Origin of the sequence: Paracoccus sp. ME4, assembly GCF_046736325.1 — a bacterium.
Lineage (GTDB): Bacteria > Pseudomonadota > Alphaproteobacteria > Rhodobacterales > Rhodobacteraceae > Paracoccus.
In genome coordinates this window covers 2531411-2545236 of record NZ_CP151276.1, presented here as the reverse complement: position 1 = coordinate 2545236, position 13826 = coordinate 2531411, and the positions used below count along the sequence as shown (strand labels likewise).

Sequence of the window (13826 nt, the reverse complement as noted above, 5' to 3'; positions counted from 1 at the left end):
CGTGAAGAAGAAGGGGCGGCCATGCTGGACGAGGCGTTCGCGTTCCTCTGCGAGGCGGATCGGCTGAAATCGGTCGAGCGCGCGAGCGTGCTGATGGACCTGTCGCGGCCCGAGAACAGCGCCGAGCATTCCTGGCACGTCGCACTCTGGGCGATGGTGATGGGCGCGTCCGATCGGGCCATCGCCATGATCCTGCTGCATGATCTGGTCGAGATCGACACGGGCGATCAGCCGATCCATCTGGAGCATGACGTGGCCGGGCTGGCCCTGGCCGAGGCAGAGGCGGCGCGGCGCCTCTTTAGCTTGGCGCCCGAGGGCGGGCGGCTGGCCGCGCTGTGGCGCGATTTCGAGGGGCGCGCGGATGCCTGTGCGGTCGTGGCCAAGCGGATGGATCACGCGCAGCCGATCTTCCAGGTGCTGATGGCCGAGGACCCGCTGCCCGATCACGTGGCGATCGTGCGCGACAATCTGGGCACGGGCCGCGCTGCGCGGTTCGAGACCGAGTGGCCCGAGGGCTGGGCGGCGGCGCAGGCGCTGCTGGCAGGCGGGGCGCTGCCCGGGGGCGATCTGGCGCAGCGGCTGGCCTTTCTGGCCGAGGCCGATGCGCTCAAGCGCGTCCTGCGCGCCAACCGCCTGCTGGACGGGTCGCGGCGCGAGAACAGCGCCGAGCATTCCTGGCATCTGGCGCTTTATGCGCTGGTGCTGGGGGGGCTGGCGGGGCCGGGGGTCGATGTCGGCCGGGTGATCCGGATGCTGCTGATCCATGATCTGGTCGAGATCGACGTCGGCGACGTGCCGCTGCATTCCGCGGGCGGGCAGGCGCATGGATCGGCCGCGGTCCAGGCCGCGGAGGCGGCGGCGGCACGGCGGATCTTCGGGCTGCTGCCCGAGGCGCAGGGGCGCGCGATGCTGGATCTGTGGCGCGAGTTCGAGGCGGTGGCGACGCCCGATGCGGTCTTTGCCAAGGCGCTGGACCGCTGTCAGCCGGCCGTCCAGAACCTTCGGTCGGGCGGCGCGGGCTGGGTCGAATATGCCGTGACGCTGGCGCATGTGGAGGGCCGCGTCGGACCGTGGGTGCGGGCGGGCAGTCCGGCCCTGTGGGAGTGGCTGTATCGGGGGCTGCGGGGGCATTTCGACGGGTGAAGCGCGGGGCGCGGTTGGCATACAATCGCATACCGTCTTTTCTTTGCGTGCGGTTCCGGCTATGACCGGGGCAACCGAATCCAACGCCAAAGGGGGCTCTCCATGTCGAAGATCAAGGTCGCCAATCCCGTCGTCGAGCTTGACGGCGATGAGATGACGCGGATCATCTGGGACTTCATCAAGCAGAAGCTGATCCTGCCCTATCTGGACATCGACCTGAAATACTACGATCTGGGCATCGAGGAGCGCGACCGCACCGACGACCAGATCACCATCGACGCGGCCGAGGCGATCAAGCTGCACGGCGTGGGCGTCAAGTGCGCGACCATCACCCCCGACGAGGCGCGCGTCGAGGAGTTCGGCCTGAAGAAGATGTGGCGCAGCCCCAACGGCACGATCCGCAACATCCTGGGCGGCGTGATCTTCCGCGAGCCGATCATCTGCAAGAACGTGCCCCGGCTGGTTCCGGGCTGGACGCAGCCGATCATCGTCGGCCGCCACGCCTTCGGCGACCAGTATCGCGCGACCGATTTCCGCTTCCCCGGCAAGGGCAAGCTGACGATCAAGTTCGTCGGCGAGGACGGAGAGACCATCGAGCACGAGGTCTTCCAGGCCCCGTCCTCGGGCGTGACCATGGCGATGTACAACCTGGACGATTCGATCCGCGACTTCGCCCGCGCGTCGATGAACTATGGCCTGTCGCGCGGCTATCCGGTCTATCTGTCGACCAAGAACACGATCCTGAAGGCCTATGACGGCCGCTTCAAGGACCTGTTCCAGGAGGTCTACGAGGCCGAGTTCGAGGACCAGTTCAAGAAGGCCGGCATCCATTACGAGCACCGCCTGATCGACGACATGGTCGCGTCGGCGATGAAGTGGTCGGGCGGCTATGTCTGGGCCTGCAAGAACTATGACGGCGACGTGCAGTCGGACACCGTCGCGCAGGGCTTCGGCAGCCTGGGCCTGATGACCTCGGTGCTGATGACGCCCGACGGGAAGATCGTCGAATCCGAGGCCGCCCACGGCACCGTCACCCGCCACTATCGTGAGCACCAGAAGGGCAACGCGACCTCGACCAACTCGATCGCGTCGATCTTTGCCTGGACCGGCGGCCTCAAGCACCGCGCCAAGCTGGACGACAACACCGCCCTGCTGAACTTCGCCAACACGCTGGAGAAGGTCACCGTGCAGGCGGTCGAGGACGGCCACATGACCAAGGACCTGGCCCTGCTGGTCGGTCCGGACCAGAAATGGCTGACCACGATGGGCTATCTGGAGAAGGTCGACGAGTACCTGAACAAGGCCCTGAACTGATCCCGAAAGGGCCGGGCACATGCCCGGCCCTTTTCCTTTGGCCGGTGCGGGTCCGCCCGCGTGCCGGTCCCATCCCCCTTTCTTCGCGGCGCGACCTGGGCTAAGGGCGTGCCATCGCCTGACAGGAGCCTGCCGATGAAAGCCGCCGTCATCACCTTTCCCGGATCGAACTGCGACCGCGACCTTGCCACGGCCCTGACGCGCGCGGGCGTCGACGTCGCCCGCGTCTGGCACAAGGACAGCGACCTGCCCGCCGGGATCGACCTGGTCGCGGTGCCGGGCGGCTTCTCCTTCGGGGACTATCTGCGCTGCGGCGCGATCGCGGCGCATTCCCCCATCGCGGGCGCGTTGCGCGCCCACGCGGCGCGGGGCGGCTATGTGCTGGGGATCTGCAACGGCTTTCAGGTGCTGACCGAACTGGGCCTGCTGCCCGGCGCCTTGATGCGCAACACCGGGCTGACCTTCCTGTGCAAGCCCGCCGTGCTGCGCGTCGAGACCACGGACAGCGTCTTCACCGCCGGCTATGCCGCGGGGCAGGAGATCACCGTGCCGGTCGCCCATCACGACGGCAACTATCAGATCGGGGCCGAGGGGCTGGCCGAGCTGCGTGGCGAGGGCCGGGTGGCCTTCCGCTATGCGCCGGCGATCAACGGTTCGGTCGACGACATCGCGGGCGTGCTGTCGGCCAACCGCCGTGTGCTGGGCATGATGCCCCATCCCGAACGCGCCGCCGATCCGGTCACCGGCGGCACCGACGGCGCGGCGCTGTTCACGGGACTGGCCGCGGCGCTGACGCAGGCCTGACTTGAGCCGGGACGCGCACTGCCCTAGATTGCCGCAGCCGTTCCCGCCGGGACGGCGCGGCGTGAGGGACAGTGCAGGGCGGGCCCGTGCTTGGTGACTGAGGACCATATCGAGGATCGCGCCGAGCGGCGGCGCGCCAGGGTCGGCCAGCCGGTCAGCCCGTGGTGGCTGCGCGCGACCATCGTCATCATCTGCCTGGCCGCCCTGGGCACGATCTGGACGACCAACGCCTGGCTGACCGACCGCTTCTCCGAGAACACGCGGGTGCGGTCAGAACTGCGGCTGGCGCTGTATTCGGGCAACCTGATGTCCGAGCTGCAGCGCAATTCGGTCGTGCCGCTGCTGCTGGCGCGGGACCCGGCGCTGATCTCGGCCCTGGGCAGCAACGACTTCTCGACCACCTCGGCGCGGCTGATGACCGCGCAGAAGGAGATCGGCGCCGCCTCGATCCGCCTGCTGGACGCCTCGGGGCGGGTGGTCGGCGCGACCGACCGCTATCAGATTGGCACGAACAGCGTCGCGGCGCCCTTCTACGTGGAGGCGCTGCGCTCGCGCGACACGGTCTTCACCGTGTCCGAGCTGGCCTCCGGCGCGCATGAATTCGCCTATTCGCGGGCGGTCGTGGCGGACGGGCGCACCCTGGGCGTGATCGTGGTGGGGGCCGACCTCACGCGGCTGGAGCGGTCCTGGGCGGGCATCTCCGATGCTGTCGCCGTCACCGACAGCGAGGGCGTGATCATCCTGGCGACCGAGCCGCGCTGGCGCGGCCTGACGGTCCCCGAGGCGCTGGCCGTGCGCGACGCACCTTCCGCGATCCGGCGGGCCTTCCAGGTCACGGCCGACTGGACCTCGACCCCGGCCGATGCCTATGTGCAGGGCCGCGCGGTGATGCAGTCCGAGGCGCGGGTGCCGTTCCGCGGCTGGCGGATGATCAGCTTCACCGCCTATTCCTCGGTCCGCGAGCGGGTCAACGCGATCCTGGCGCTGCAGATCATGGGTTTCGCGATTCTGCTGGCGGGGGCCTTCTGGCTGCTGTCGCGGCGCGCGCGCATCCAGAGCCAGGCCTACATGCGCGAATCGGCCGATCTGCGCGCCCTGAACGCCCGCCTGACTCGCGAGATCGCGGAGCGCGAGCGCGTCCAGAAGGAGCTGCGGGTGGCCGAGCAGACCATGCAGCAGTCTTCCAAGCTGGCCGCCCTGGGCGAGATGTCGGCAGGCGTCAGCCATGAGCTGAACCAGCCCCTGGCTGCGATGAAGACCTATCTGGCGGGCGCGCGGCTGCTGCTGCAGCGCGGCCGCCCCGAGGAGGCGCTGTCCAGCTTTCAGCGCATCGACGACCTGATCGACCGGATGGGCGCGATCACCCGCCAGCTGAAATCCTATGCCAGGAAGGGCGGCGAGGCGGTCGAGCCCGTGGATCTGCGCGCCGCCGTCAGCAGCGCGCTGACGATGATGGAGCCGCAGCTGCGCCACAGCCCGATCCGCATCATCCGCATCGTCCCGCGAGAGCGGGTGATGGTCATGGCCGATCGCATCCGGCTGGAGCAGGTGCTGATCAACCTGCTGCGCAATGCCGTCGATGCGGTCAGGGGCCGCCCCGAGGCCGCGATCGAGATCACGGTCGAGGCCGCGGCTCACGCCTATGTGTCCGTTCGCGATAACGGGCCGGGTGTCTCGGACCTGGAAAAGCTGTTTGAACCCTTCTGGACCACGAAGAAGCCGGGGGAGGGCACGGGGCTGGGCCTTGCGATCTCCTCCACCATCGTGGCCGATTTCGGCGGTCGCCTGACCGCCCATAACGAAACCGAGGGCGGCGCGGTGTTCCGGGTCGAGCTGCCGCTCCACCGTCCCGGACAACCCCGTCAGGCGCTGGCCGCCGAGTGACGCAACAGAGGATGCCCCAATGTCCCGCAAGCTGAAGATCGCCATCGTGGATGACGAGCCCGACATGCGCGAATCGATCAGCCAGTGGCTGGTCCTGTCGGGCTTCGAGACCGAGACCTTCGCCAGCGCCGAGGATGCGCTGAAGGTGATCGGCCCGGACTGGCCCGGCGTCGTGGTCAGCGACATCCGCATGCCCGGCATGGACGGGATGGCCTTCCTCAAGCGGCTGATGGGCCTGGACAGCAGCCTGCCGGTCATCATGATCACCGGCCATGGCGACGTGCCCATGGCAGTCGAGGCGATGCGCGTGGGGGCCATGGACTTCATGGAGAAGCCCTTCAACCCCGACCGCATGACGCAGCTGGCCAAGAAGGCCACCCAGGCCCGCCGCATGACGCTGGACAACCGCGCGCTGCGCCGCGACCTGTCGGAGGGCGCGCAGGTCATGTCCAAGCTGATCGGCGCCAGCCCGGTGATGGAGCGGCTGCGCGAGGACATCCTGGATCTGGGCCAGGCCGACGGCCACGTGCTGATCGACGGCGAGACCGGCACCGGCAAGACGCTGGTCGCGCATGCGCTGCATGCGGTCGGGCCGCGCGCGTCCAAGAAGTTCGTGCCGGTCAGCTGTGCGGCCTATGGCGACGAGGCCCTGGCCGCGCGCCTGTTCGGGCCACTGGAAGACGGGCTGCCCGCCGTGGAGGAGGCGCGTGCCGGCACGCTGTGCCTGGAGGACATCGAGGCGCTGTCCGAGGCGCTTCAGGCGCGCCTGCTGGCCTTCATCAGCGAGCAGGGCACCCCGGCCGAGACCCGCATCATCGCCATCAGCAACGCCCGCGGCGAAGGGCGCCGGGCCGAGGATTCGCTGCGCCCCGACCTGTTCTATCGCCTGTCGGCGCTGAAGATCACCCTGCCGCCGCTGCGCGCGCGGGGCGAGGACATCCTGGCCCTGTTCACCCGCATGACCGAGCAGTTCAGCGAAGAATACGGCTGCGAGCCGCCCCAGGTCAGCGCGCAGGAGGCCGCCCAGCTGCTGCAGGCGCCCTGGCCCGGCAACATCCGCCAGCTGATCAACGTGGCCGAGCGTGCCGTTTTGCAGAACCGACGCGGATCGGGGTCGATCGCCTCGCTGCTGATGGCGGATGGCGAGGACAACCAGCAGGCCACCACGACCGAGGGCAAGCCGCTGAAGGAATATGTCGAGAGCTTCGAGAAGATGCTGATCGACAACACCATGCGCCGCCACCGGGGCAGCATCGCCGCCGTCATGGACGAGCTGTGCCTGCCGCGCCGGACCCTGAACGAGAAGATGGCCAAGTACGGCCTGCAGCGCGGCGACTATCTGTAGGGGGACGTCCATCTGGGGCGGCGCGACCTGCCGCCCCAGACTGACACGTGACCTGCCGTCCGCGAACGAAACCTGGGCACAGGGGAAGCCGGGCCGCAGGGGATGCCCTTGTGACTGGTGACACTAGACCTACTGGTGACGATTCTACCGCTGACACGTGCCGCGACATGCGGCGCACTGGTGACCAACCGGCGCGGGCCTTGCCGCCTTGCGCCGGGTCAGGATCGGGCCGACGGGCCTTGGCCTGCCTCATCACCTTACCGCGCCGCCGTCGAAATGACAGCTGTCGATTTGGACAGGTGATAACGGCAGGGTCTTGATAAGGATGGTTAATCTTTATTTGGTCTGTTATGTCGGCCAGGCGACACAACGGGGTCATTTCCGCTGTCCGGCATCACGGGCCTTGCACCTTGCGCCCTCGGGCGATACCCCCACGGCGATCACGGAAAGGCAGCCCGCATGAGCGTTTCGTCCGACGACAAGCCCCTTCATCCCCGCACGCAGGCCGTCCATCACGGCATCCGCCGCAGCCAGTACGGAGAGATGGCCGAGGCGATCTTCCTGACCCAGGGCTTCGTCTATCCCGACGCGGCCTCGGCCGAGGCACGGTTCCAGGGCACCGGCCCGGACGAGTTCATCTATGCCCGCTACGGCAACCCCACCAGCCGGATGTTCGAGGACCGCATCGCGGCCCTGGAGGGAACCGAGGACGCCTTCGCCACCGCCAGCGGCATGGCCGCGGTCAACGGTGCGATGTTCTCCATGTGCAAGCCCGGCGATCATGTCGTGGCGGCGCGCGCGCTGTTCGGGTCGTGCCTTTACGTGCTGGACCTGCTGGAGCGGTTCGGCGTCAAGGTCAGCTATGTGGACGGCACCGATCTGGAGCAATGGGCCGCGGCGATCACGCCCGGCACGCGGGCGGTGTTCTTCGAGAGCATCTCGAACCCCACGCTGGAGGTGATCGACATCCGCGCCGTCGCGGACCTTGCCCATGCGGCGGGCGCGACGGTGGTGGTCGACAACGTCTTCGCGACGCCGGTCTTTTCCCGCGCGGTCGAGCAGGGGGCCGATGTGGTCGTCTATTCCGCGACCAAGCATATCGACGGCGGCGGGCGGGCGCTGGCCGGCGTCATCTGCGGCACGCGCCAGTTCGTGCGCGAGGTGGCCGAGCCCTATCTGAAGCATACCGGCGGCGCGATCAGCCCGTTCCATTCCTGGATCATGCTGAACGGGCTGACCACGATGGAGCTGCGCGTGCGCGCCCAGGCCGAGGCCGCGGCCAGCATCGCCGCCGCCCTGCACGGCCATCCCGCGCTGAGCCGCGTGATCTATCCGGGCCTGGCCGACCATCCGCAGCACGACCTGGCCATGCGCCAGATGGGGTCGGGCGGCACGATGATCGCGCTGGAGCTGGCGGGCGGCAAGGAGGCGGCCTTCGCGGCGCTGGACCGGCTGCGGATCGTCGCGATCTCGAACAACCTGGGCGACGCGAAGTCGATCGTGACCCATCCCGCCACCACCACCCATTCGCGCCTGACCGACGAGGACAAGGCGCGCCTGGGCATCACGCCGGGCCTGCTGCGCCTGTCCGTGGGGCTGGAGGATGCGCGCGACCTGACGGTCGACCTGCTGGGCGCGCTGGAAGGCTGAGCGCGGCTGCGGCATCCCGCCCCGGTGGTGCGGGGCGGGAGGCTGCGGGCGGGACTAACAATTCTTGCATGGCCCCCTATATGCGACAGGCTGAAGACGGAGGCACCGATGACCGAGATCCGACCCCTGACCCCTGCCTATCCCGCGCTGGCGCGCAGCTATGACGCCGATTTCCGCGTCGATGCCGCCTACAAGGACAGCCTGCCGGACCTGCAGAACGGGCCTGCCAGCCTGATCGTGGGGGCGCATGCGCCGATCCAGCATGTCGGCATCTCGAACTTCCGCCTGCCGATCCGCTATCTGGTGCGGGATGGCGGCGACATCACGCTGGAGACCAGCGTGACGGGCACGGTCAGCCTGGAGGCCGACCGCAAGGGCATTAACATGTCCCGCATCATGCGGTCCTTCTACGGCCATGCCGACACGGCCTTCAGCCTGTCGGTGCTGGAGGCGGCGCTGGAGGACTACAAGACCGACCTGGACGCGCTGGATGCGCGCATCCAGATGCGGTTCTCCTATCCCGTCAGGGTGGACAGCCTGCGGTCGGGCCTGTCGGGCTGGCAGTATTACGACATCGCGCTGGAGGTGATCGAGCAGGCGGGAACGCGTCTGCGGGTCATGCATGTCGATTACGTCTATTCCTCGACCTGCCCCTGTTCGCTGGAACTGTCCGAGCATGCGCGCCAGACCCGCGGGCGGCTGGCCACGCCGCATTCGCAGCGGTCGATCGCGCGGATCTCCCTGGTCATGCAGGGGCCCGAGCGGATCTGGTTCGAGGACGTGATCGGTCTGTGCCGCGCGGCCGTGCCGACCGAGACGCAGGTGATGGTCAAGCGCGAGGACGAGCAGGCCTTCGCCGAACTAAACGCGGCGCACCCGATCTTTGTCGAGGATGCGGTGCGGGCCTTTGCGGGCCAGCTGCTGGCGGACCCGCGCGTAGGCGATTTCCGCGTGGTGGCCAGCCATCAGGAATCGCTGCATTCGCATGACGCGGTCAGCCTGCTGACCAGCGGGCCGACATTCGCGCAATCGTCGCTGGACCCGGCGACCTTCGCGGGCCTGCGCACCTGATCCTGCGTCCCGCGGTGGCCGGGGGAGCTGCGCCCCCCCGGACCCCCTGCTGTTGGCGTCGCACGAAACAGCGAACGGAGGGGGAACGTCGGGCTTTCCTTGACGCACGGCGATCCCTATGTTGGCGGAATGGAGCATTTCGACGATTCCGATGATCTGGCGGCGGTGCCGCTGTCACGCCGTGCGATGGCCGCGCGGCCCGCGCCCTATCTGGAGGGGCTGAATGCCGCGCAGCGCGCCGCGGTCGAGGCACTGGACGGGCCGGTCCTGATGCTGGCGGGTGCCGGCACCGGCAAGACCCGCGCGCTCACCACGCGGATCGCGCATCTGCTGATGTTGGGCAAGGCCCGGCCGGGACAGCTTTTGGCGGTGACCTTCACCAACAAGGCCGCGCGCGAGATGAAGGACCGGATCGGCCGCCTGCTGGGCGATGCGGTCGAGGGGATGCCTTGGCTGGGCACATTTCACAGCATCAGCGTCAAGATCCTGCGCCGCCATGCGGAACTGATCGGCAATGGCAGCCTGCATCTGAAGCCCAGCTTCACCATCCTGGACACCGATGACCAGATCCGCCTGCTGAAGCAGCTGATCGCGGCTGAGAATATCGACGAGAAGCGCTGGCCCGCGCGGTCCTTGGCGCATCTGATCGACGGCTGGAAGAACCGCTGCATCACGCCGGGCAACCTGCCGCGGGGCGAGGGCGAGGCCTTCGACGGCCACGGCGGCAAGCTCTACGCGGCCTATCAGGATCGGCTGCTGACGCTGAACGCGGTCGATTTCGGCGACCTGCTGATGCATTGCGTGACGTTGTTCCAGGCGCATCCCGACGTGCTGCGGCAATGGCAGGACCGGTTCCGCTACATCCTGGTGGACGAGTATCAGGACACGAACGTGGCGCAGTACATGTGGCTGCGGCTGCTGGCGCAGGCGCATCGCAACATCTGCTGCGTGGGCGACGACGACCAGTCGATCTATGGCTGGCGGGGCGCCGAGGTGGGCAACATCCTGCGCTTCGAGAAGGATTTCCCGGGCGCGGAGGTGATCCGGCTGGAGCAGAATTATCGTTCTACGCCCGAGATCCTGGGCGCGGCCTCGGGGCTGATCGCGGCGAACCGGGGGCGGTTGGGCAAGACGCTGTGGACCGATGCCGAGCCGGGCGAGAAGGTGCGTCTGATCGGCCATTGGGACAGCGAGGCCGAGGCGCGCTGGATCGGCGAGGAGATCGAGGCGTTCCAGGGCGGTCATCGTGCCGCCTTGGGCCGGGTGGGGCTGAGCGATATCGCCATCCTGGTGCGCGCCAGCCATCAGATGCGGGCCTTCGAGGACCGGTTCATGACCATCGGCCTGCCCTATCGCGTGATCGGCGGCCCGCGCTTCTACGAGCGGCAGGAGATCCGGGACGCGATGGCCTATTTCCGGCTGGTCGTCAGCCCGGATGACGATCTGGCCTTCGAGCGGATCGTGAACACGCCCAAGCGCGGCCTGGGGGACAAGGCGCTGCAGACGGTGCAGCACGCGGCCCGGCAGAACGGCGTGAACCTGCTGGAAGGCGCGCGGATCGTGGTCGAGGAGAAGCAGCTGGGCGGCAAGGGCCTGGCCAATCTGCGCGACTTCGTCGGTCTGATCGGGCGGTCGCACATGGCCGTGCGCGACGGCGTCAGCCATATCGAGCTGGCCGAGCGGGTGCTGGACGAATCGGGCTATACCGCGATGTGGCAGAACGACAAGTCGCCTGACGCGCCGGGGCGTCTGGACAACCTCAAGGAGCTGGTCAAGGCGCTGGAGGAGTTCGAGAACCTTCAGGGCTTTCTGGAGCATGTGTCGCTGGTCATGGACCGCGACGACGGCGATCAGGCCGAACAGGTCAGCATCATGACGCTGCACGGCGCCAAGGGGCTGGAGTTTCCGGTCGTCTTCCTGCCGGGCTGGGAGGACGGGCTGTTTCCGAACCAGCGCGCCATGGACGAACAGGGCACCAAGGGCCTGGAGGAGGAGCGGCGGCTGGCCTATGTCGGCATCACCCGCGCCGAACGCCTGGCCACCATCACCTTTGCGGGCAACCGCCGCATGTACGGCCAGTGGCAGTCCAGCCTGCCGTCGCGCTTCATCGACGAGCTGCCCGAGGAGCATGTCGAGGTGCTGACCCCTCCGGGCCTTTACGGCGGCGGCTATGGCGCGGCCATGGCCATGGCGGGCGGCACGCGGATGGAGGAGCGGGTCCGGCAGGCGGATGTCTACAATTCGCCCGGCTGGAAGCGGATGCAGACGCGGGCCGCGGAGCGCGCCAGCCCCGTCCACCGCGCGCCGATCACGATCAACGCCGCGCCCGCCTCACGCTTCACCGTGGGCGACCGTGTGACCCATGCCAAGTTCGGCGAGGGTCAGATCATGGGCATCGCCGAGGACACGCTGACCGTCCAGTTCGAGGCGGGCTTCAAGAACATCAAGGCCGCCTATGTTCAGCCGGCGGGCGGGGATGACGTGCCCTTCTGACGCCGGGGCAGGCGGGTCTGACCCGCGCGCCCGAGGGCCTGGGCATAGGCCGCGTCGATGTCGATGCCGGGGTTCTCGTCGGCCAGCCGCAGCAGGCGGAAATGGATGTCGGCGACGCGTTCGTAATAGTCCAGGAAGGCATAGTTGATCGCCGCCCCCGTGGCGGCCCCCAGCACCGGCACGGCCTGCGCGCCGAGCTTGGTCGTCAGGCGCGCCGCGAACTGGCCCGCGAAGCGCGTGATCAGCGCCGAGACGGTCTGGCCGTTGGTCAGCAGCCGGTTTGCCAGGAAGGACTGCGCCGCCGCGTCGCCGTCACGGCCGAATTCGCCGTACTGAAAGACCGACAGGCATTCCAGCCGGATCTTGGGGTCGGTCGTGTCATAGCCGTGGCGGCGCGCGACCTTCTGGATGGCGTTGAAGATCACCGTGGTCGAGGCGACCAGATCGGGCACGATGCCCGCCAGCCCGAACCAGCCGCCGGTCGCGCCCGACAGCACCGCCGCGGCGCGGTTCGCGACCATGGGCGCGTGGCGCACCACGCTGATCTCGTCCCCGCGGGCCGAGAGGTCGTAGAGCTGGCGGAAGGCGCTTTCCAGCACCGTTTCCAGCGATACGGGCGACAGGCCCAGCACGGTGGTGGCCGCGCCTTCGGTCAGCCGGCCCACGGCCTCGACCCCGCGCATCATCAGGCCGCGCCCGGCCAGCTGGCGGGCGGCCAGCCGGTCCAGCTCCGCCGTCAGGTCGCGGCGCGGGTCGGTGAGGGCGGTCGAGGTCATGGGGATGCTCCTGTCAGTCGGCCCATTCGGGGTCCGTGGTAAAGGCGATGGTCAGCCAGCGGTTGGTGATGTCGCCGCCGATGGCCTCGCCGATCTGGTCGCGGATGGCGTCCCATTCCTCCAGCGGGCGGGGCGGCTGGCCGGGCGGGACGATGAAGTAGAGCTCGATCTGCCGTCCCCGGCCCACGCGGGCGACATAGGCGCGGTGGTCCAGGAACCCGTGTTGGGCGACCACGTTGCGGGCGATGCGGTCGATGTCGGCCTTGAAGTCCGCGGGCGTGATCAGCAGGATGTCGGCCAGCGCCTGCCGGATCGTGGGGATGGGCAGCGGGATCATCACCAGGCAGACGGCGGCCAGCACCGCCGGGTCGACATAGGGCCGCCAGTGGTCCAGCGCGGTGTCCCTGATCGCCCAACCGAAGACGAAGGCCATCAGCAGCGCCCCTGTCAGCCCCGCCGACATGGTCCAGCCCTGCACGTCCAGCGCCACGAAGTTCGACCGGATGCGCCGGTTCGCGCGCCTGTTGTGCCAGGCCATCACGATCGACACCGTCACGACCGCGGCGGCATAGAGGATCGCCCGCCCGAATTCCAGTTCGCGCCCGCCCGACAGCAGGCTGCTGACGGCGGTGACCAGCGCATAGATGGCCGCGCCCGACAGCAGGATGCCGTTCAGCCCCAGGACCATCGGCTCCAGATGCCAGAACCCCATGGTGAAGCGCTGGACCAGCCGGGCCTGCCGCCGCTCGGACAGGCGCTGCGTGATCAGCGAGGAGACCAGCAGCGCCACCGCGGTCATCACCGCGTCGGTCAGCGAATAGATGCCGTCGAAGATGATCGCCGCCGAACCGGTAAGCAGGCCAAAGCCGATCCCCGCCGCCGCGACGACGAAGACCATGGCGATGGACAGTCGAAGAATTCCCTGTTCGGTCATGGCGGTCCCTGTTCGACGGCGAAACGCCGCGAGGGGCCCGCGGGTTGCAGGGCGTGACGTGACGCGACGTCTGGCCCCTGCCGCGCGGGGCGTGCTATCGTCACGGCTGGTGGCGACGGGGGCATGGGGCGTGGCGCTGATCCGGCTGTGGCTGGTCCTTCTGGCGGGGCAGATGGTGTTCTACCTGCTGCTGCGGGTCTATCTGCGATCGCAGCAGGTGGAGCGGCTGGAGAACCGGTGGGATGCGCGTCATCCCGACCTGGCCGGCAACAGCGCCGCACGGCGCGCTTTCGTGGCCAAGGCGATGGCGGGGTTCGGCCGCAGTCTCAGGGCACGTCTGGCGGTCTTGGTCTTCGTCCTGCCCACGCTGGCCGTCCTGGTCATCGTCATCGCGGTCAATTGGCAATAGGAG

11 protein-coding genes are annotated in these 13826 nt (G+C 68.5%); 9 read left to right on the top strand and 2 right to left on the bottom strand.

The annotated features are described in order from the left end of the window. Positions 1–21: 21 nt before the first annotated feature. The 8 genes from AACG61_RS12890 to AACG61_RS12855 all read left to right on the top strand — a co-directional run bounded on the left by AACG61_RS12890 (position 22) and on the right by AACG61_RS12855 (position 11704). Positions 22–1143 carry an HD domain-containing protein gene (locus AACG61_RS12890; protein ID WP_411837514.1) on the top strand — a complete coding sequence of 374 codons (1122 nt, stop codon included), beginning with the start codon at positions 22–24 and terminating at the stop codon, positions 1141–1143. 102 nt (positions 1144–1245) lie between these two features. Continuing rightward, complete coding sequence (locus AACG61_RS12885; protein ID WP_411837513.1) at positions 1246–2457, top strand: NADP-dependent isocitrate dehydrogenase; 1212 nt, start codon at positions 1246–1248, stop codon at positions 2455–2457. Between the two features lie 135 nt (positions 2458–2592). After that, positions 2593–3261 (top strand): phosphoribosylformylglycinamidine synthase subunit PurQ, encoded by a 669-nt coding sequence (gene purQ / locus AACG61_RS12880; protein WP_411837512.1) that lies wholly within the window; start codon positions 2593–2595, stop codon positions 3259–3261. A gap of 168 nt (positions 3262–3429) precedes the next feature. Further along, a complete protein-coding gene (locus tag AACG61_RS12875; protein ID WP_411839519.1) occupies positions 3430–5145 on the top strand; it encodes an ATP-binding protein in 1716 nt (571 codons plus the stop codon). Positions 5146–5164: 19 nt separating this feature from the next. After that, complete coding sequence (locus AACG61_RS12870) at positions 5165–6490, top strand: sigma-54-dependent transcriptional regulator (protein WP_411837511.1); 1326 nt, start codon at positions 5165–5167, stop codon at positions 6488–6490. 459 nt (positions 6491–6949) lie between these two features. Then, positions 6950–8140 carry an O-succinylhomoserine sulfhydrylase gene (metZ, locus tag AACG61_RS12865; protein ID WP_411837510.1) on the top strand — a complete coding sequence of 397 codons (1191 nt, stop codon included), beginning with the start codon at positions 6950–6952 and terminating at the stop codon, positions 8138–8140. A gap of 27 nt (positions 8141–8167) precedes the next feature. Further along, positions 8168–9211 carry a GTP cyclohydrolase FolE2 gene (gene folE2, locus AACG61_RS12860; RefSeq protein ID WP_411839518.1) on the top strand — a complete coding sequence of 348 codons (1044 nt, stop codon included), beginning with the start codon at positions 8168–8170 and terminating at the stop codon, positions 9209–9211. 129 nt (positions 9212–9340) lie between these two features. Then, on the top strand, positions 9341–11704 hold the full coding sequence (locus AACG61_RS12855) for an ATP-dependent helicase (protein ID WP_411837509.1): 2364 nt from the start codon (positions 9341–9343) through the stop codon (positions 11702–11704). Here AACG61_RS12855 and AACG61_RS12850 read toward each other — a convergent pair. Together AACG61_RS12850 and AACG61_RS12845 are read right to left on the bottom strand one after the other, a co-directional pair. Beyond that, entirely contained in the window at positions 11671–12480 is an 810-nt protein-coding gene (locus AACG61_RS12850) for an EcsC family protein (protein ID WP_411837508.1), read from the bottom strand. The two genes, AACG61_RS12855 and AACG61_RS12850, sit on opposite strands and share 34 nt — an antisense overlap. A gap of 13 nt (positions 12481–12493) precedes the next feature. Further along, positions 12494–13414, bottom strand: coding sequence for a cation diffusion facilitator family transporter (locus AACG61_RS12845; RefSeq protein ID WP_411837507.1), 921 nt, complete (start codon positions 13412–13414; stop codon positions 12494–12496). Positions 13415–13472: 58 nt separating this feature from the next. On the opposite strand from AACG61_RS12845, the gene AACG61_RS12840 reads away from it, so the two are divergent. After that, on the top strand, positions 13473–13823 hold the full coding sequence (locus AACG61_RS12840; RefSeq protein WP_411837506.1) for a hypothetical protein: 351 nt from the start codon (positions 13473–13475) through the stop codon (positions 13821–13823). Positions 13824–13826: the final 3 nt, after the last annotated feature.

Excerpts from the sequence above, each read along its gene's own strand:
- AACG61_RS12890 (WP_411837514.1), top strand. The coding sequence starts at position 22 with ATGCTGGACGAGGCGTTCGCGTTCCTCTGCGAGGCGGATCGGCTGAAA.
- AACG61_RS12885 (WP_411837513.1), top strand. The coding sequence starts at position 1,246 with ATGTCGAAGATCAAGGTCGCCAATCCCGTCGTCGAGCTTGACGGCGAT.
- purQ (WP_411837512.1), top strand. The coding sequence starts at position 2,593 with ATGAAAGCCGCCGTCATCACCTTTCCCGGATCGAACTGCGACCGCGAC.
- AACG61_RS12870 (WP_411837511.1), top strand. The coding sequence starts at position 5,165 with ATGTCCCGCAAGCTGAAGATCGCCATCGTGGATGACGAGCCCGACATG.
- metZ (WP_411837510.1), top strand. The coding sequence starts at position 6,950 with ATGAGCGTTTCGTCCGACGACAAGCCCCTTCATCCCCGCACGCAGGCC.
- AACG61_RS12855 (WP_411837509.1), top strand. The coding sequence starts at position 9,341 with ATGGAGCATTTCGACGATTCCGATGATCTGGCGGCGGTGCCGCTGTCA.
- AACG61_RS12850 (WP_411837508.1), bottom strand. The coding sequence starts at position 12,480 with ATGACCTCGACCGCCCTCACCGACCCGCGCCGCGACCTGACGGCGGAG.
- AACG61_RS12845 (WP_411837507.1), bottom strand. The coding sequence starts at position 13,414 with ATGACCGAACAGGGAATTCTTCGACTGTCCATCGCCATGGTCTTCGTC.